The organism is Pseudomonas sp. AL10, from assembly GCF_029960685.1.
Taxonomy (GTDB): domain Bacteria; phylum Pseudomonadota; class Gammaproteobacteria; order Pseudomonadales; family Pseudomonadaceae; genus Aquipseudomonas; species Aquipseudomonas lactis.
In genome coordinates, this window is the sequence record NZ_JASBQZ010000002.1 from 41,799 (window position 1) to 59,550 (window position 17,752).

Sequence of the window (17,752 nt, forward strand, 5' to 3'; positions counted from 1 at the left end):
ATGGTTGACAGAATCCTGGCTCTATTCGTGTTGGCACTGGTACTGGGCTTGCCCCTGGGCCTGATCTTCCTGGTGACCGGGCAGTTCCTGATGGACTTCGTGTTCTTCTACCCGTTGTTCATGTCGGCGCTGTGGATCGCCGGTGGCCTGTACTTCTGGCTGCACTGGGAACGCCACTGGCCCTGGGAAGAAGACACGCCGGCGCCGACCCTGGCCGGCGAGCCGCTGATCTCGATCATCATCCCTTGCTACAACGAGGGCGATAACGTCGCCGACACCATTGATGCGGCCCTCGGCCAGGTGTACCCGAACATCGAAGTGATCGCGGTCAACGATGGCTCCAGCGACAACACCGCCGCAGTACTCGACGCCCTGGCGTTGCAACACCCGCGCCTACGCGTGCTGCACCTGGCGCAGAACCAGGGCAAGGCCGTGGCCCTGCGCATGGGCGCCGTGGCTGCCCGCAGCGAATACCTGGTCTGCATCGACGGCGATGCCTTGCTCGACAAAAACGCGGCCGCCTACATGGTCGCGCCGATGCTCGACAACCCGCGCCTGGGTGCCGTCACCGGCAACCCACGCATTCGTACCCGCTCCACCCTGATCGGCCGGGTGCAGGTGGGCGAGTTCTCCTCGATCATCGGTTTGATCAAGCGTACCCAGCGGGTGTTTGGCCGGATCTTCACGGTCTCCGGTGTGGTGGTGGCGTTTCGCAAGAAGGCCCTGGACCGCATCGACTACTGGAGCACCGACATGATCACCGAGGACATCGATGTCAGTTGGAAGCTGCAACTCGATCACTGGGCGATCTTCTACGAGCCGCGCGCGCTGTGCTGGATCCTCATGCCCGAAACCGTCGGCGGCCTGTGGAAGCAACGCCTGCGTTGGGCCCAGGGCGGCGCCGAAGTGCTGTTCAAGAACATCCGTGGCATCTGGCAATGGCGCCACCGCTACCTGTGGCCGCTGTTGTTCGAATACTGCCTGTCCACCGGCTGGGCCTTCACCTTCCTGCTGTCGGTGATCTTCTGGGCCGTGGGTAAATTCGTCACGCTGCCGGCGGCGATCACCGTGAGCTCGTTGGTGCCGCCCGCGTTCACCGGCCTGGTGCTGGCGATGGTGTGCCTGCTGCAGTTTGCGGTGAGCATCCTGATCGACCGGCGCTACGAAAAAGACCTGTGGAAAACCCTGTTCTGGACCGTGTGGTACCCGATGGTGTTCTGGCTGGTGAGCCTGCTCACCACCCTGGTCAGCTTTCCCAAGGTGTTGTTCAACCAACACCAGAAACGCGCCCGCTGGGTCAGCCCGGACCGCGGTATCAAACCTGCACAAGAGGAGGCGTGACTATGAAACTGGTCAGAACTCGCCAAAACACACTGATGTGGATCGTCGATGTGCTGCTGACCCTGCTGGCCTGGGGTGGGTTGATTTGGTTGCTGGCGCGAGGCATCAGCGCCATGCTTGAAACCCACGGCGGCCCACGCATCGAGGCGCCGATCTTTGCTGCGCTCAACACCTTGCAGGTTTACCTGTGGATCGCGCTGTTCAATGCGGTGATCCTGATCAGTTGGGCGCGCTATCAGCAGCATCGCGGGCGCAAATTCGCCCAGCGCCGCGCCGAAGCCAATGCACTGAGCGACCAGCACCTGAGTGAAAGTTTCAACCTGGGCGATGGCGACCTCGAACAACTGCGCCGCCCTGGCGTGCTGGTGATCCACAACGACGAAGAAGGCGGCGTCGAAGAAGTGAAATCCCACGTCTCCCGCGACGTCGAACGCCCCGGCCTGACCCTGGTACCCGACAAAGACAAGGGCATTGGCTAGACTCCAGCTCAGTTCAGCGAACGCAATGCCCAAAGCAATGAAGATCCAATGTGGGAGCTGGCTTGCCTGCGAAAGCGATAGTGCAGTAACAGTTGCAGTGACTGACACACCGCCTTCGCGGGCAAGCCCGCTCCCACAGGTAGTATTTCCACCCATAGCGTGCAGTGGTTCACTCCTCTTGTTGGAATTCCGATAAATGGGATCCAATTCACAAAACCCCCGCGAACTTTTCCCCCTTCTCCGGTACTAACCTAACTCGACGAACACCTGATGGCTAAGTAATGGCAGTCGGAAAGTCATTCGTCGAATCGCCATCAAAACAGTTGCCGCTTGTCGGAATAATCACTGTAAGTGCCCGACTTAAACTCTTTTGATGAAAAATTATTATTAATAATCAACAGGTTAGAAAACTAATCAGTCGAACGGCCCCACTTCGCCCGTTTCTAGGCGAGCTGGAAGTTCGATGTTAGTTTCGCGGCCCTTGATTTTCGATGGATCGAACATGTCTTCGTTATTGCCATGGACCCGGTTATTGCTCTGCACCTTCCTGCTCACCTGCGTGGGCCTGAACAGTGCATCCGCCGCCCCCACGCCTGGCGATCAGGACTTGATCCGCGACCGGCAGAACCGCCTGCTCGAAGAGCAGCAGCGGCGCCTCCAGGAGCTTCAGGACCTGCCCGGCAAAGCGGACAAGCCTCAAGCCCCGGCAACCCCGGCTGACACCCGTTGCTTCCCCATCAAAACCATCGAACTCAAAGGCGCCGACAGCCTGCCGGCGCCCGACCGCGAGCGCCTGCTCAAGCCCTATATCGGCCAATGTCTGGGCGTGTCCCAGCTCAACGAGCTGCTCAAGGTCATCACCGACTACTACTTGGGCAAAGGCCGCGTCACCAGCCGTGCCTACCTGCCGCAGCAAGACCTCTCCACCGGCCATCTGCAAGTGCTGGTGGTGGAAGGCAAACTCGAAGCGTTGCGCAGCGCCGAAGGCAGCACGGTGACCGACCGCGAACTGGCCATGGCCTTTCCCGGCAAAGTCGGCGAAGCACTTAACCTGCGTGAAATCGAGCAACTGGTGGACCAGCTCAACCGCCTGCCGTCCAAACAAGCGCAGATGGAACTCACCCCCGGCAAGCAAATCGGCGGCAGCGACGTGGTGGTCAAGAACACCGCGCAAAAGCCCTGGCGCGCCAGCCTGTCGCGCAACAACGACGGGCAGAAAAGCACTGGCGAACAGCAATGGGGCGCTGGCCTTGAGTGGGACAGCCCGCTGGGCCTGGGTGACCAACTGATGCTGCGCGGCGGCCACGACGCCATCAGCGACCACCAGAAAACCTCGAAAAACACCATGCTCTACTACAACGTGCCCTGGGGCTGGTGGAACTTCAGCTACACCTACAGCGAAAGCGACTACCGCACCTACGGCGTGACCGACGGCTTCAAATACAAGCAGGACGGCGACAACCAGAACCACCAACTGCGCGCCGAGCGGGTGATCCACCGCGATGACGTCAGCAAGACCTCGGTCAACGTCGGCCTGGCGCACCTGCGCACCAACAACTACATCCTCGACGTGCGCACCGCGCCCAGCAGCAACCGCCTCAGCGAACTGCAACTGGGCGTCAACCACGGTCGGCGCATCGGCAGTGCCTTCGTCAACCTGGACCTGGGCATGCAAAGCGGCATCGGCCTGCTCGACGCCCAGGCCCAGGACGAGCGTGACCCAGCAGGCCGTCGCCAACCGAACTCGCGCTACCGCAAATACACCGCCACGGTCAGCTACCTGCAACCGTTCAGCCTGTGGGGCGAGTCGTTCAGCTTCAGCAGCCTGGCCACCGGGCAGCGCAGTGAAGACCCACTGTTTTCGCCGCAGCGCATGAGCCTCGGCGGCTCGGCCTCGGTGCGTGGCTTCAAGGACCAATTACTGACCGGCGACAGCGGCGGCTACTGGCGCAACGAAGTGCGCTGGGCGCGCCCGGTAACCCTCGACTGGATGCGCCCGGCCTTCGCCGAGTACGGCGCCAGCGTCGGCTACGACCAAGGCGTGATCCGCAACGACCGCTACAACGGCAACGTGCATGGCCGGGTGTCCAGTAACTCCCTGGAGCTGTTCGCCCGTGGCAAACACGTCAGCACCAGCGTGACCTTTGCCCATTCGTTAGAAAGACCCGGTGTGGTGACCGAGCGCGAAGCGCCGATCTACTTCCGCATGGATTTTTTCCTGTAATTCAACGCCCCGCTGCATGAGAGCCTGACAATGGATGTTCGCCAATTCGCCTTCCTGGCCCGCCAACCTTCTGCCGCCCTGAAGCGCCGGGACGCGTTCTTCGGCCTGCCCAAGCGCGGGCTGGCGTTGATCCTCGCCAACGCATTGTTCTGGCAGCCGCTGCTGGCCCAGGCTGAGGGCATCGTGGTCAGTGCGCCGGGCACCACCGTGGGCGCGGCGGGCAATGGCGTGCCGGTGGTCAACATCGCCACCCCCAATGGCGCGGGCTTGTCCCATAACCAGTTCAAGGACTACAACGTCGGCCCCAACGGCGTGATTCTCAACAATGGCAACGGCGCCATGGTCAACACCCAGCTGGGCGGGATCATCGTCGGCAACCCCAACCTCAAGGGCGGCGCGGCGAACGTCATCCTCAACGAAGTCAACGGCGGCAGCCCCAGCCAGTTGCGCGGCTATACCGAAGTGGCGGGGCAGTCGGCCAAGGTCATCGTGGCCAACCCGTACGGCGTGACGTGCAGCGGTTGCGGCTTTATCAACACCCCCAACGTCACCCTCACCACCGGCAAACCCGTACTCGACGCAAGCGGCCAGTTGCAGCGCTATGAAGTGGATGGCGGCGCCGTGACCATCGACGGCGAAGGCTTGAACGCCAGTAACGTCGAACGCTTCGACATCATCACCCGCTCGGCCAAGATCAACGCACAAATCAACGCCCGCGAACTCAACGTGATCGCCGGGCGCAACGACGTCGATGCGCAAAGCCTGAAAACCACCGCCCGTGCTGATGACGGCAGCGCCAAGCCCGAGCTGGCAATCGACTCCTCGGCCCTGGGCGGCATGTATGCCGGCGCGATCAAACTGGTGGGCACCGAAGCCGGCGTGGGCGTGAAGCTCGACGGCACCCTGGCCGCCAGTGGCGGTGATATTCAGCTCGACGCCAACGGGCGCCTGAGCATGGCGCAAACGGCGGCCACCGGTAACGTCAAAGTCACCGCGCAAAACGTCGACCTCACCGACAAGGTCTACGCCAACGGCAACGTGCAGGTCACCAGCGCCCAGGCCCTGGTCAACCGCAAGAGCATCGCCGCCGGCCAGCGCATCGAGATCAACGCGGCCAGCGTAAACAACCCCGGCATCATCGAAGCCGGCGTCGCCGCCGATAACAGCCGCAACACCACGGGCGACCTGGTGGTGAACGCGCAGACCGTCACCACCAGCGGCAACCTTTTGGCCAGCCGCGCCCTGGCGATCACTGCCGCACAAGCGCTGACCAACCAGGGCGCGATCATCCAGGCCAAGACCGTCGAGGTCAGCAGCGCCAAACTCACCAACCAGGGCGCCAGCGCTCGCCTGTTTGGCGAGCAGAGCCTGGCGATCAACTCGCCGGCCATCGTCAACCTCGGCGGCCTGATCCGCTTCGGCGAAGGCCAGGCTGCTACGCTCAACAGCGCGTCCCTGGACAACCGTCAGGGCCGTATCGAAATGGCCGGCGGCAGCCTGGTGCTCACCAGTGCCGACCTGAACAACAGCGGCGGGCAAGTCATCGCCAACGACCTGACCGTCAACGCCGGCAACCTGAACAACCAGAACGGCGTGCTGGTGGCCAAGACCGCGACCGTCACTGCCAGCAACCTTGACAACAGCCTCAAGGGTTTGATCCAGGCTGACGGTGGCGCGCTCAACCTCGCCGTTTCCAACACCTTCAACAACAACCAGGGTTTCGCCCAGGCCAGCACCGATCTGAACGTTACGGCCGGCACCCTCAGCAGCAACGCAGGCGGCGTACTGAGCGCCGACACCGGCAAGCTCACCCTCACCGCCGCACAACAACTCAACAACGCCCAGGGCCGCTTGCAGGCCGGGCAGGGCGATATCGAACTGCACGCCGCGAACCTGGATAACCAGAGCGGCACGATCGTCGGCAAGCAACTGCTGCTCGACGTGGCCGGCGGCGACATCGACAACCGTGCCGGGCGCGTGTTGGGTGACCACCTCGACGTGCGCGCCTCGGGCCTGGACAACCGCAACGCCGGCCTGCTGGCCGGTGGTGCCCAGGGCGTAAGCCTGCTGCTCAAAGGCCCGGGCCAGTTGCTCAACGCCCAGGGCCGCATCCAGAGCGAGGGCCTGCTGCAACTGCAAGGCGAGCGCTTCGACAACAGCGCCGGCATCCTGCTGGGCCAGACCGTCGACGTGACCGCGCAGACCTTCAACAACAGCAACAAAGGCGCGCTGGTCAGCGATGGCGGTGATGTGGTGTTCAAGGTCAGCGACCTGCTCACCAACGTCGGTGGCCAGATCGACGCGGGCGAACGCAGCGTGTTGGTCAAGCAGCTCACCACCCTCAACAACGACGGCGGCACCCTGCGCGGCAAGCGCCTGGACATCGCCGCCCAGCACCTGAACAACGACAACGGCCAACTGCTGGCCGGCGCCGAAGGCCTGAGCTACAGCGGCCAGGATGTGAGCAACCGCAAGGGCCTGATCCTCAGCGGCGGCGCCCTCACCGAACTGAACACCACCCGCCTGGATAATCAGGGCGGCACTGTGCAGGGCGACAGCCTGACCGTCACCGCCAACAACGTCGACAACGGCAGCGGCGGCCTGATGGCAAGCCTGGTCGGCAACCTGCAGCTCACTGTCGAAGCCCTGGCCAACCGTGGCGGCAAGCTGTTCGGCAAAGAACAAGTGACCGTCAGCGGCGCCAGCCTCGACAACAGCGCGGGCCAGATCAGCGGCAATCAGATCAACCTGACCTCACGCGACACGCTCACCAACCAGGGCGGTTTGGTTGAAGCCAACCAGGGCCTGACCCTCACTGGTGGCAACCTCGATAACAGCGCCAACGGCCAACTGCGTGCCCTGGGCGGCGCCAGCAGCCGCGTCAACCTCAGCGGTGCGTTGAACAACCAGAACGGCACCCTCGAATTCGGTAGCCAGGCCTTCAGCCTTGACGCGGCCAGCCTCAACAACCAGAACGGGATGCTGCAACACGCCGGCACCGGCCTGTTCCACCTCAACATCGCCAGCCTCGAAGGCAGCCAGGGCAATATCCAGGGCATGGGCAGCGCCGACTGGGCATTCGGCAAGGTCGACGGCCTGGGCCGCGTGCAACTCAACGATGTGCTCACCTACAAGAGCGACCAAGGGCTGGCCCTCCAGGCCGGCGACCGCATGGCCAGCGCCAAGGGCTTGATCCTCAACGTGGCCAGCCTGGACAACGGCGGCGAACTGCTCAGCGACGGTGACATCAGCATCACCACCGGCGATATCACCAACAGCGGCCGCGTCTCGGCCCTGCAAACACTCACCGTCGCCGCCAACAACCTCAGCCAGAACGGCGGCCGCCTGGCCGCAACCAATGCCCGCCTGACCCTGGGCGGCACCCTGGACAACCTCGGTTTCCTCACCGCCCGCCAGCAACTGGACATCGCCGCCGCGCAAATCAACAACCGTGGCACTCTCGGTGCCCAGGGCGCGGTGAACCTCACCGCAGTCAACGGCATCACCAATGCCGCCAACACGCTGCTGTTCAGCGGCGGCGACATGACCTTGCGCAGCAATGGCTTCAGCAACAGCTATGGCGATGTCTACAGCAAAGGCAACCTGAGCTTCGCCGCCCGCGATGGCGGGCGTGCCGTGCTGTTCAGCAACCGCTCCGGCACCGTGGAAAGCGAAGGCTCGATCGGCATCAATGCGGGCTTTATCGAAAACGCCAAAGATGAATTCGAACTCGGGCAAACACTGACCACCGGCAGCTTGAGTTGGATCTGTGGCCAGCACTGCGGCGAGAGCGACAACTGGGAACGTGGCGAGATCACCATCTACGAAACGTACCTCGAGGCGGCGACCAAGGACTCGGTAGCGGCGCGCCTGGTGGCGGGCAAAAACATGCTGCTGCAAGGCGACACGGTGCAGAACCGCTACAGCCTGATGGCCGCCAATGGCGACCTGAGCATCACTGCCGGTGACCTGCTCAACCAGGGCGCCGCCACGCGCACGGGCCAGCGCAAGCTTGTCATCGGCACGCCAGGTCACGTCTCCGACGATTTGTTTGAACGCATGCAATATGTTGATGTGCCCGCGTTCAATGCGGCCACGGCGGCTGGGAATTTCGACAAGGCGCGCTTCGAAGAACTCAAAAGCCGCTCACCCAATAGCCTGCCGTTCGCCTACGCCAGTGACGTCACCACCTGGACCAACAACAGCGGCCCCGGCTACGACGCCACCCTGCAAGCGGGCGGCACGGTCAACCTCAACGTCGCCCGCACCCTGCAAAACGGCACGCTGCACAACAACACCCTGGCCCAGTTGACCGGCACCCTCGGCGACGACCAGACCGGCATCCCCGTCGGCGGCATCAACATCAACCTGAGCAAACACGCCAACGACCCGAGCGCCCAGGCGCCCGGCAGTGTCTTGCCCGTCGTGGGCGTGGCCCCTGGTGGCGGCTTCGTGCCCGTGGATTACACCGGCACCGCGTTTGCCCCGGTCGACCCCACCACCTCGCCCACCTTCCAACTGCCCAAGGGCGAATACGGCCTGTTCGTCAAAAACGCCGACCCCACCAGCCACTACCTGATCGAGACCAACCCCGAGTTCACCTCGGTGTCGGGCTTCTTCAGCTCCGACTACATGCTCGGCAAACTCGGTTTCACTGCCGACAACGCCTGGCGCCGCCTCGGTGACGGCCAGTACGAAACCCGCCTGATCCGCGACGCCGTGCTCGCGCAAACCGGCCAACGCTTCCTCGCCGGCGGCCTGTACAGCGACGCCGACCAGTTCCGCTACCTGATGGACAACGGCCTTGCCAGCAAAGACGCGCTGCGCCTGAGCCTGGGCGTGGCGCTCACCGACCAGCAAGTCGGCGCCCTGACCCACGACATCGTGTGGATGGAGAACCGCGTCATCGACGGCCAGACCGTCCTCGTACCGGTGCTGTACCTGGCCCAGGCCGACTCGCGCAACGTGCGCGGCAACAGCCTCATCCAAGGCCGCGACCTCAACCTGGTCACCGGCGGCGACCTGATCAACGTCGGCACCCTGCGCGCCAGCAACAACCTCTCCGCCATCAGCAGCGGCAGCATCTACACCGGTGGCCTGGTCGAAGCCGGCAACAACCTCAACCTGCTGGCCCAGGACAGCATCCGCAACGCCATGGCCGGCGAAATCCGCGGCAAACAAGTTAGCCTCACGGCCCTCAAAGGCGACATCACCAACGAAACCACCGCCATCCAGGTGCGTGACGGCGCCGGCATGCGCACCCTCACCGACACCAGCGCCGGCACCATCGTCGCCCGCGAAAACCTCGCCATCGACGCCGGCCGCGACCTCACCAACCGAGGCGCACTGGTAGCGGGCAACGACGCTAACTTAACCGCCGGCCGCGACCTCAACCTCATCGCCGCCAGCGACACCAGCGTCAAACACGAAACCCGCGACGGCGGCGAGAAATCCAGCATCACCACCGACGTCAAAAACCTCGCCGCCAGTGTCACGGCGGGCGGCAACCTCAACATGCAGGCCGGGCAAGACGTCAACATCATCGGCAGCAATGCCACGGCGGGTAAGGACATCAACATCCAGACTGCTCGCGATTTCAACGTTGCGTCCGTTGGGGAGACGCATAAGGTTGAGGGCAGAGAAAAGGACGGGAAGAAACGCATCAAAACGTCGGACGAGCAGGTAACGCAGGAGGCTAGTGTATTGACGGCAGGCAGGGACTTCACCAGTCAGGCCGGGCGTGACACGACACTGGTGGCGAGCAAAATCAGCGCGGGAAATGAGGCGTACCTGTACAGCGACCGTCGGCTGGGTCTGTTGGCTGGGCAAAATAGCGCCTACACCCTCTATGACATGAAAAAGAACAGTGGTTGGGGCAATAAACAGACCCGTCGTGATGAGGTGACGCAGGTTACGCACGTTGGTACTCAAATCACAGCCGGTGGCGACATAGGCTTGATAAGCGGCAGCGACCAGTTATACCAGCGCGCCAATATAAGCAGCGGCAAGGATGTCAACATCCTGAGTGGTGGATCGGTGACATTCGAGGCGGTAAAAGACCTGCACCAAGAAAGTCACACCAAAAGCAAGAACGATTTGGCCTGGACGAGTTCTTCCGGGCGAGGAAGCACTGATGAAACTCTCCGCCAGACTCAGGTTGTTGCACAGGGCAAGTTCGCGATCCAAGCTGTCAATGGCCTGAAGGTGGACCTCAACCATATCGATCAAAAAACTGTTGCTCAAACCATTGATGTAATGGTCCAAGCGGACCCGCAGTTGGCTTGGTTGAAGGACGCCGAGAAGCGTGGTGATGTTGATTGGCGTCAGGTTCAGGAGGTCCACGATTCCTTCAAGTACAGCCACTCGGGCCTCGGGCAGGGCGCGATGCTGGCTATCATTATCGTCGTGACGGCACTGACGGCAGGCGCAGCAAGCGGTCCACTAGGCGCAGCGGCGGGCGCCAGTGCGGGCTCCGGTACAGCCATGGCGGCGGCTGGTAGTTCGGCGATGGTGACGGCGGGCACAGCGACGGGCGTGGCCGCAGCAGGTTGGGGCAACGTCATGGTCACAACCGCGCTTTCTTCAATGGCCGGCACTGCAGCTGCCAGCACAATCAATAACAAGGGCAACCTTGGGAAGGTATTGGAAGATGTAACCAGTGCTGATGCATTGAAAGGCTATGCAACGGGAGCGGCAATTGCAGGTTTTGGTGCGGCATTTACCAATGGCTGGGGACGTGAGTTGACTTCCGACGGTAACTACAAAACGGTGAGCTACGCTGAGCGAGTCAAGGCCTATACAGCGAATACTACGTTGAAAGGTGTGCTGAGCGGTTCAGATAAAAAGTCGTGGCTGACGATTGCGGGTACCGGAGCGATGACGGAGGTCTATGAGTTCTCTGCTGGTCGCGGGCCTGATGTCCGGCCAGGAGTCGATAGGGACACAGGGCCAGCATATGAGGCTGGAGCCGACGGTTTCGTTCCGAGGCAGTACACAGACGATGTGATGCGAGAAGGGAAGAATATTGGTTTAAATAAAGCCATTGAGTGTGAAAGCTTCTATGCGGTATGCCATGGGACCCCCATCAGCAATATGCTCAATCAAATACCTGGGTTTAATGCGTTTGCCACGCTGCATGATGGATGGATGATTGACCTTGAAGCTTATAAAGCCGCGCCAATGTCATTGTTTGAAAATTTGGGCAGTATGCCTCCAGCTTTAATGACTAATTACGGTGCTTTATATGACAAGTATCGGCCACAAATAGAATCGGAGAGAAAGCGTGAGCAAAATTAGCGTAATAATGGTAGTTGTATTTCTGATTGCGGGTTGCGCGCCGTCACGGTCTGCGTGGGTATCCAGTAAAGATGGGTGGGTAGGTACCACGTTTGAATCTCACGTATACAGCATTTGCTCGCGCACGCCCCATACATGTACTGAGCCATTTTGGTCCCCCGCTAACAAAGAAAAAACGTTCGATAGGTTAGTAAAAGAAAGCAGCGGGACGCGCTACTACATAACCTGGATTAGGGATTGCCGCTATTCGGTGCTTGTGTCTCCGGAAAGTAGGATAGTGTCATGGAAGTATGAAACTAATAATTTAGAAAGTTGCTATTTGTTTTAGGGTGATATACATAAAGAAAAAGGCGAATTTATTTAGGCTGGAGTTGGAAGGCGTATTAAATAAATCTGTCTCCTTTTGTTATAGCTCTGGTAAAACTGCGGGGGCGGACATGTCCATGACGGTCGCAGGAAAAGATGTATGCGGTTTCTGCAAAGGTGACATTGCTGCTGCCGCAGAAAAAGCTGAGTTGAAATCGCTCACCGTGAAAGCTATAGATGATAAAACGGGACTTCCGAAAAACTATTACTGGGAGACAGGCATGAAGTCCATTAAGGAGAAAAACAGATGATAATTGGAGGGTATACACTTAATCCTGAACACGGTAGATTGCAAATCCCTCTTGTTCGCCAACCGTCCCTGGAAGATGTGAAGTCCATTATAAGCAAGTATAGAAAATTTGACGGTGTCGCTTCGTTGTCTATTTCACCGACGCCTGAATATGGACCGTATGAAATCAATCTTTACGCTGATTCTGGAAATTATCTTTTGATGCTAAATCAATACCTTAAAGATGGTGAGTACGTCGTGCATACTCTTAATAATACGTCGATGGGGGCAAGTTCAGTTGAGATTTTGGGCGACTATTACCCGGCGAGTTTCATAACTAGAGATATAGGTGTCGTTACTTCTTGTTTTCAAGAGTTTTTGAATTTTGGTGATGTGAGTTCGTTTGTCTTGAGTGCATAGAAATAATAAGAATGTAATAAAAGAGTAAAGGGGGACAGATTTATTTTAATTCGAGATGGCGGTAAAGCCCTATTAAATAAATCTGTCCCCTTTATTCTTTAGAAGAATTTTTCAGGTTATGTTGTTGTTCCAAAGGATGCTCTGAAATGAAATTAAGCATTAAGTTTCCCGAGAATTTGTTAACCCACAGCCTGCTCGAGCAAAGGCTGATTCCTTGCATTTGCAAAATTGCAACGGAGTTTGAAATTGAATTTTTGGACCCTTTGCCAGAAGCTGCAGGAACCGTTCTGGAGTGGGATCGTGCAGAACTTGAAAAAAGAGCGATAGGTGGGGTAGGTGGGCAATACTCTCACTATGCACACGGTCGGGTGACGTTAAAAAAAGTTGATATTGATATCTACCAAATATTGGATCTTGAAATGTTTTATAGGCTTTTTGGATGGTGCAGCATCTTGGAAGATGGCAACTATGCGCCGCCGGGGCAGTTTTGGGATGATGAATAAGTTGAAAAGGAAAGGGGGCAGATTTATTTAAATTAAAATTTGAAGGTGCACTAAATATATCGCCCTCCTTTTGTTAATAGATATACTTAATGAGCCAAATATCAAAAATATTTCTGTAAGGGTGGCACGGTGATTACCACATATAAACTCGAATTTCGACATAGGCCTAGTGTTTCAGAGTCTATCGAAGAGAGGCATAAAGATTTTTTGAGAGCTATAGGCGATTTGGGCGTTCCGTGGAATTTGAACGATGCCTTTGAAGTCCCCCCTATTGGAAGCGAGTTGGTGACCTCGGTGTCATTGGATAAGCTACTTCCAGTCGGCGTTAAAGGTCGAATTTCATATGCTCTGCGAGATCAGAAGTATCTCCAGGATGATGCGCAGTTTGATGATACGCTATTTATTGAATTCACAGCCTCCAAAGTCGACTATTCATATTTGTTGAAGATTGTTTTTCCTGTTTATATAAAGGCGTTTGGCTCCTATCGCTCAGCTTTACATGATTGGAATGTTACGAGGAGCGATTGGCCTTTAGTGTTGGAAGCTTGTGATGCTACAAAAAAAGACGTTAACGGTAGGGATGGCGTTTTCCGTATAAATGCGGCGAATTATTTCGATAAGGAATTGTGTTTTCGCGCCTTCGGAAAAGGGCCGCTTGAACTTGTTGATTTGTTGAATGGTTATGTAGAAGAAGTGTGTGAGTTTGAAGAGGGGGTTTTGATTGTAATTAGTTATACTCCGCTTTCTGCCGACGAACTACTCAGTGCGGGTGAGCGACTAAAGAGCTTAGTGGTTTGATTTTTTTGTCTGGTCAAATTGGTTGATATATTACAGTTTTGATTGGGCTTGGTTGAGTTGGTGTAAAGGTTCTGTTTTGGTGGTTCTTTAACAAAATGGTTTCTTGTAAGTCGGTCGGGCAGTTATGAGTTAACTGCCCAGATTCTGCTTTAGATCTTCGCGTTTAATTTTCGTCCAGTAATATCCAGCAGATCACACCCGTCCCTCAGCGGGATAGCCAGAAATAGCGCAAGAACATGCAACATAATCGCACAATTGCTGATCTTCTCCCTAAATGCCAGTTATTAAATAGAACTGTCCCCTTTTCATTCGCGATGGTGAGAAGGTCGGAATTAAGGTGGTGAACTAATGGCTAGGTTTAGAGAAATTATATATTTGTCTTATTCGCAATTTTGCGTGTTTTTGAGTTCGCTTGATCAGCCGTACAATGATTGGAGTGTTCGTAGTTATGCGCAAGGATTTGCGTGGAGGTTAGGGAGTGTCTCTTTTAGAGCTTTGGTTGACGAAGGGTACCATATAATTAGCCTTTTCATTAACGAACAAGTGCCCGCTATAAGCGCAGACGTGGTTCGGGCCTTTAAAGTTCCCTTCTCGGTAATAGATAGAAATATTGAGGTTGGTAGTATTTCGAGTACGGTTCCTCTAGAACTGCCTGAAGGAGATTATTCTCTTCAAGTCGAATTTATAAGACCCTCCTCAAGTGGAGTGTATGAAATAAATGTCCATTTGAATTTAGGGGACTGCGATTTTGAGGTGTTGAGAGCAGACGCCGAAATTGACGCGCAAGGTGAGTTTGATATCGGTGCGGTTCCTGCGGGATAAAATTTCGGAGAAATGGGGGCGGATTTATTTTAATTCGAGATAGCGGTAATAAAGCCTATTAAATAAATCTGTCCCCTTTTGTCTTGTGCCGCAGATCGTAAATTTGTTACAGATTTGATTAACGATATTGGGAATAACGCCACAAAGGTTATCCCTGGGACCTTCGCGGGGCAGGGAGCTAATGGTGCGCGAGGCAATGTCTATTTTAGAATTAAAGGCAATGATGTCGTGGTGACCAAGCCGAATGGTACGTTTGTGACGATTTTGAAAGATGGCGTCAACCAAAATCCATCAGTAAAAAGTGCGCTGGAAGGGAAGGTTAGATGATGAAAGATTCTTCGTTGAAGGCGTGGCTTATACTTGTCATTGGCAAAAGGCTTTTGTCGGTGGACGCACTGATTCATAAGTTAGGCTCGGTGGCGCATGGCTTTCCACAAGAGATTCGTTTCCATTTTGAAGGAAGCACTCCTGGCCGTTTATTTTGCGATAGCGATGGGGCTTCGATAGGACTATCCGTGGAGCCATTAACCGAATGCGATATGCAAGAGTATGGCGCGCAAGTAATTGCGTCGATGTCCGACGATGCTTGCTTTAGTAATGTTATAAACAAAACGCTGTCTTCAGCTATTCTGGTGAAATCCTCAGTGGAGGATAGGGTTGTGGGTGTTGGTTTTTCATTTGATTGTGAAGAACGTCTTTTTATTTTGAATTTGGGAGATGAGATTTTTGTTTACAGGTCTATCCCCTCGGATGTTGTTGAAAGTGAATTTCTTGTTTTTATAGCCGTGGAGGGGGAGGACTGAAAGGTCTGGCTAATAAATATGAAAAATTTAATAATTTATTATTTTGGTTTGTTTGTGTTAAGTGGCTGTGTAACCAAAGATCTGAGCGTTGAAAACCGCCAGCAAATCAAAACTGTCAGTGTGTTGCTTGCCTCATTCCCGGAGCAGCAGTTCAAGTACACCAGCATGGATCAAGCCTGGGGGGCCGGCTTAGGTGCCGGTGCCGGGGCGGCTGTGGGAATGGCATCGGATTCGTCCAAAGTCGCTACCAGTGCTATGGCTGGCGTGGGTGTGGTAGCGGGCGCGAAAGTGGCTGATGGTGGAGCTTCAAGTCCACGGCAGGCAATTTTGTTGAACTTGCAGCGTAACGAAATAGATCCAGGGCAGTTGTTCAAACAACTGTTGGAGGCACGGATCAGTGCTGGGCATTTATTCAAAGTTGAACCGGAGGGCGGCCGGGCCGATGCGCATATAGAATTCGTCGTGTCCGAATGGGGCTTTGCCTTGAAAAACTACAGTGCAGAGCTTTATCCAACAGTGGGCATTGTAGCGACCATGAAGCTCGGCGACGCAGTAGTTTGGAGGAATTTCGAAACTGTCACAGCGTTCAGTGATGGAAATGTCCAGGCGTATACACCTCAAGAGTACTCAACAAACCCTGAAGCTCTCCGTAGCGCTTTGCAGAATGCTTTCGAATTAGTGATAGCTAAACTAATAGCTGATTTGAAACAATAGGCGCTATAAGGCGTAGGGAGAAAAGGGTACAGATTTATTTGAATGAGGCTTGAAAAGCATATTAAATAAATATGTCCCCTTTGTTCTGCTGTTTGTCACGGTACTCCAGTCAGCAATATATTAAACCAAATTCCAGGGTTTAATGGGTTTGCTACATTGCACGATGGTTGGATGATTAACTTGAAAGCTCACAAACACGCTGATATGTCGTTTTTTGAAAATTTGGGCAGCATGCCGCCTGCTCTGCTTGTAAATTATGGAGCACTGTACGATAAGTACCGCCCAGCAATTGAGTCGCAGAAAAAGCGTGAAAATTAATAAATGGCTTTTGGTAGTATTATTGTCGGCCTTGGCTGGCTGCGCACCTTCCCATTCCAATTGGGAAAATGGAATGAATCTATGGGTAGGTACTCATTTCGATTCCCACCTTTACAAAGACTGCACTCGAGGATGTGGCGACTCATATTGGTCGCCTGTAAATAAAAATAAGACCTTTGATAAGGTTGTTGATGAAAACGGAGGCAGGCGGTATTACATAACTTGGATTAGAGATTGCCGATATTCGGTTTTTGTCGCTGCGGATCGGCTAATAAAGTCATGGAGATACGAAACTTCTAACGTAAAAGGATGTTATGTCTTTTAACTGTTGTTTTAAGGGAAAAGAAAAGAGAGAAAAGGGGGCGAGAGAAAAGGAAGAGAAAAGGGGGCGGATTTATTTAAATGGCTAAGTAAAAAATAAATCTGTTTCGAATGGAGCTGCGATCGAAGGGGACAGATCTATTTGCATGGAGCCGTTTCGGTGAAGAGTCGAATATAGGATATATTTTTTTTAGAGCAGAAAAGGGGGCAGATTTATTTAAATTAGAGTTGAAGAGCATATTAAATAAATCTGTCCCCTTTTGTTCCTTTTGTTCTTTTGTTCGCAACGGCCCGTGAGAACTCTTATCCAGGACGAATCAGGCCGGTATTGGTTGCAAGGGCAAGGTGGGGGAAAATTACCCCTTCAGGTTCTTACGATTTTGTCACATTGCCGGATGGGACTATCAAGGTAAGCCGCCCAAATGTGAATGAGCAATTTTCAACCCATCTGGGGTAGCGTGGGGGGGAAGTTAAATATGCCGGCTCTATACGCTTTGGTAATAATGACGGTCCAGAGCGAGGAAAAATAACAAGATGGGATAATAGTTCCGGTCATTATCAGCCACCTGCTACTCTAAAGGCTAACTCTGGGTTACCGGAAAACTCATTTAATCCAAGGAAATAGTTTGGTATGGATTCAAGATTGATATCACTCTGTAAAGAGTTGGCGAAAATGACTTCTGATCAGGCGGCAGCTTGGATATTGAGCCGGTACCCGCTTACTTCAGATAATTGGGGTGAAGCTTTATTACTCCTTCCTCATAGATCTTGGAAAAAACCAGAGCAGAAACGTTTAGCGGATTATTATTTTAAGAAAATTCCGTTCTCTAGCGCTAGAGGATATGAAACCTTCGCGTCAATTATGCCAGTTAAGTTAATGGTTGCATGCATTAACGATGCATTGCCCAAAGATCCTAGCAGGCTCGAGTTATTGTTTTATCATCTTGTCCCAGTGCTTAAGCGTTTTGCGAAGAATGATGCAGATCGAAAAATTATTGAGACTTTACTTTCGGCTTTTTCGATAAATTTTCCAAAAGATAATTGAGAACAAAAGGAGGCGGTTTGTTTGATCTTGCTAGAGAAGTGAAAAAAGGGAGCGGAAAAAAAGGGAGCAGATT

13 protein-coding genes are annotated in these 17,752 nt (G+C 55.0%); all 13 read left to right on the forward strand.

Annotated features, from left to right (window positions below):
- Complete coding sequence (pgaC, locus tag QK296_RS02755; protein WP_014716391.1) at window positions 1–1,341, forward strand: poly-beta-1,6-N-acetyl-D-glucosamine synthase; 1,341 nt, start codon at window positions 1–3, stop codon at window positions 1,339–1,341.
- A 2-nt stretch (window positions 1,342–1,343) separates the two neighbouring features.
- Entirely contained in the window at window positions 1,344–1,820 is a 477-nt protein-coding gene (pgaD, locus tag QK296_RS02760; RefSeq protein WP_003187480.1) for a poly-beta-1,6-N-acetyl-D-glucosamine biosynthesis protein PgaD, read from the forward strand.
- Between the two features lie 502 nt (window positions 1,821–2,322).
- Window positions 2,323–4,044 carry a ShlB/FhaC/HecB family hemolysin secretion/activation protein gene (locus QK296_RS02765; protein WP_281910866.1) on the forward strand — a complete coding sequence of 574 codons (1,722 nt, stop codon included), beginning with the start codon at window positions 2,323–2,325 and terminating at the stop codon, window positions 4,042–4,044.
- A 30-nt stretch (window positions 4,045–4,074) separates the two neighbouring features.
- On the forward strand, window positions 4,075–11,340 hold the full coding sequence (locus QK296_RS02770) for a filamentous hemagglutinin N-terminal domain-containing protein (protein ID WP_282390560.1): 7,266 nt from the start codon (window positions 4,075–4,077) through the stop codon (window positions 11,338–11,340).
- Window positions 11,341–11,777: 437 nt separating this feature from the next.
- A complete protein-coding gene (locus QK296_RS02775; RefSeq protein ID WP_169856395.1) occupies window positions 11,778–11,957 on the forward strand; it encodes a hypothetical protein in 180 nt (59 codons plus the stop codon).
- Window positions 11,954–12,355 (forward strand): hypothetical protein, encoded by a 402-nt coding sequence (locus QK296_RS02780; protein WP_169856396.1) that lies wholly within the window; start codon window positions 11,954–11,956, stop codon window positions 12,353–12,355. Before QK296_RS02775 ends, QK296_RS02780 begins: the two co-directional genes overlap by 4 nt.
- Before the next feature lie 146 nt (window positions 12,356–12,501).
- Window positions 12,502–12,858, forward strand: coding sequence for a hypothetical protein (locus QK296_RS02785; RefSeq protein ID WP_073845478.1), 357 nt, complete (start codon window positions 12,502–12,504; stop codon window positions 12,856–12,858).
- 129 nt (window positions 12,859–12,987) lie between these two features.
- A complete protein-coding gene (locus QK296_RS02790; protein ID WP_233453529.1) occupies window positions 12,988–13,656 on the forward strand; it encodes a hypothetical protein in 669 nt (222 codons plus the stop codon).
- A gap of 348 nt (window positions 13,657–14,004) precedes the next feature.
- The gene (gene comJ, locus QK296_RS02795; RefSeq protein ID WP_192002149.1) at window positions 14,005–14,478 is read left to right on the forward strand and encodes a competence protein ComJ; all 474 of its coding nucleotides are present in this window, start codon (window positions 14,005–14,007) and stop codon (window positions 14,476–14,478) included.
- A 114-nt stretch (window positions 14,479–14,592) separates the two neighbouring features.
- Window positions 14,593–14,805 carry a hypothetical protein gene (locus QK296_RS02800; RefSeq protein ID WP_146135666.1) on the forward strand — a complete coding sequence of 71 codons (213 nt, stop codon included), beginning with the start codon at window positions 14,593–14,595 and terminating at the stop codon, window positions 14,803–14,805.
- A complete protein-coding gene (locus tag QK296_RS02805) occupies window positions 14,802–15,281 on the forward strand; it encodes a hypothetical protein (RefSeq protein ID WP_169856400.1) in 480 nt (159 codons plus the stop codon). The genes QK296_RS02800 and QK296_RS02805 overlap by 4 nt, the downstream gene beginning before the upstream one ends.
- A gap of 18 nt (window positions 15,282–15,299) precedes the next feature.
- A complete protein-coding gene (locus tag QK296_RS02810; protein WP_169856402.1) occupies window positions 15,300–15,995 on the forward strand; it encodes a hypothetical protein in 696 nt (231 codons plus the stop codon).
- Window positions 15,996–17,307: 1,312 nt separating this feature from the next.
- Window positions 17,308–17,679, forward strand: a complete 372-nt coding sequence (locus tag QK296_RS02815) for a hypothetical protein (RefSeq protein WP_232289401.1) — start codon at window positions 17,308–17,310, stop codon at window positions 17,677–17,679.
- The last annotated feature ends 73 nt before the right edge of the window (window positions 17,680–17,752 follow it).

What these genes read in the sequence shown, in the direction of transcription:
- pgaC (WP_014716391.1), top strand. Translation starts at nt 1, where the DNA reads ATGGTTGACAGAATCCTGGCTCTATTCGTGTTGGCACTGGTACTGGGC.
- pgaD (WP_003187480.1), top strand. Translation starts at nt 1,344, where the DNA reads ATGAAACTGGTCAGAACTCGCCAAAACACACTGATGTGGATCGTCGAT.
- QK296_RS02765 (WP_281910866.1), top strand. Translation starts at nt 2,323, where the DNA reads ATGTCTTCGTTATTGCCATGGACCCGGTTATTGCTCTGCACCTTCCTG.
- QK296_RS02770 (WP_282390560.1), top strand. Translation starts at nt 4,075, where the DNA reads ATGGATGTTCGCCAATTCGCCTTCCTGGCCCGCCAACCTTCTGCCGCC.
- QK296_RS02775 (WP_169856395.1), top strand. Translation starts at nt 11,778, where the DNA reads ATGTCCATGACGGTCGCAGGAAAAGATGTATGCGGTTTCTGCAAAGGT.
- QK296_RS02780 (WP_169856396.1), top strand. Translation starts at nt 11,954, where the DNA reads ATGATAATTGGAGGGTATACACTTAATCCTGAACACGGTAGATTGCAA.
- QK296_RS02785 (WP_073845478.1), top strand. Translation starts at nt 12,502, where the DNA reads ATGAAATTAAGCATTAAGTTTCCCGAGAATTTGTTAACCCACAGCCTG.
- comJ (WP_192002149.1), top strand. Translation starts at nt 14,005, where the DNA reads ATGGCTAGGTTTAGAGAAATTATATATTTGTCTTATTCGCAATTTTGC.
- QK296_RS02805 (WP_169856400.1), top strand. Translation starts at nt 14,802, where the DNA reads ATGATGAAAGATTCTTCGTTGAAGGCGTGGCTTATACTTGTCATTGGC.
- QK296_RS02810 (WP_169856402.1), top strand. Translation starts at nt 15,300, where the DNA reads ATGAAAAATTTAATAATTTATTATTTTGGTTTGTTTGTGTTAAGTGGC.
- QK296_RS02815 (WP_232289401.1), top strand. Translation starts at nt 17,308, where the DNA reads ATGACTTCTGATCAGGCGGCAGCTTGGATATTGAGCCGGTACCCGCTT.